This window comes from Streptomyces sp. BE303 (genome assembly GCF_036290945.1).
Lineage (GTDB): Bacteria > Actinomycetota > Actinomycetes > Streptomycetales > Streptomycetaceae > Kitasatospora.
In genome coordinates, this window is sequence record NZ_JAQYWZ010000015.1 from 1 (window position 1) to 364 (window position 364).

Annotated in this window: 1 pseudogene; it reads right to left on the reverse strand. The window is 67.9% G+C overall.

Going from position 1 to position 364, the window contains the following annotated elements:
* Nucleotides 1–166: 166 nt before the first annotated feature.
* A pseudogene (locus tag PUR56_RS00045) lies at nt 167–364 on the reverse strand (sugar ABC transporter permease); the annotation flags it as partial.

Consider the following 364-nt stretch of genomic DNA (forward strand, 5'->3'; position numbering starts at 1 on the left):
CGGTAGGCGCCCAGGGTCAGGCTCCCGGGGATCAGGTGCCGCCCGTTGCCGACCAGTTCCTCCAGGGGCTGGAAGGAGGTCAGCAGCATCCAGAGCACCGGGAGTCCGGCGAAGACGCCGGCGACGGTCAGCCACAGGGTCGGGGCGAGACGCTTCGGGGACTTGCTCACGACTCCTCCCGGGAGGTCAGCTTCAGCCGGACGAGGGTGATCGTCAGGAGGATCACGAACAGGACCACCGAGGCGGCGGAGGCGACGCCCACGTCGGTCAGCAGGCGGGTGTAGATGAACGTGACGACGGTCAGCGTCGCGGTTCCCGGACCGCCTTCGGTCATCACCCACACCTGGTCGAACACCTTGAAGGA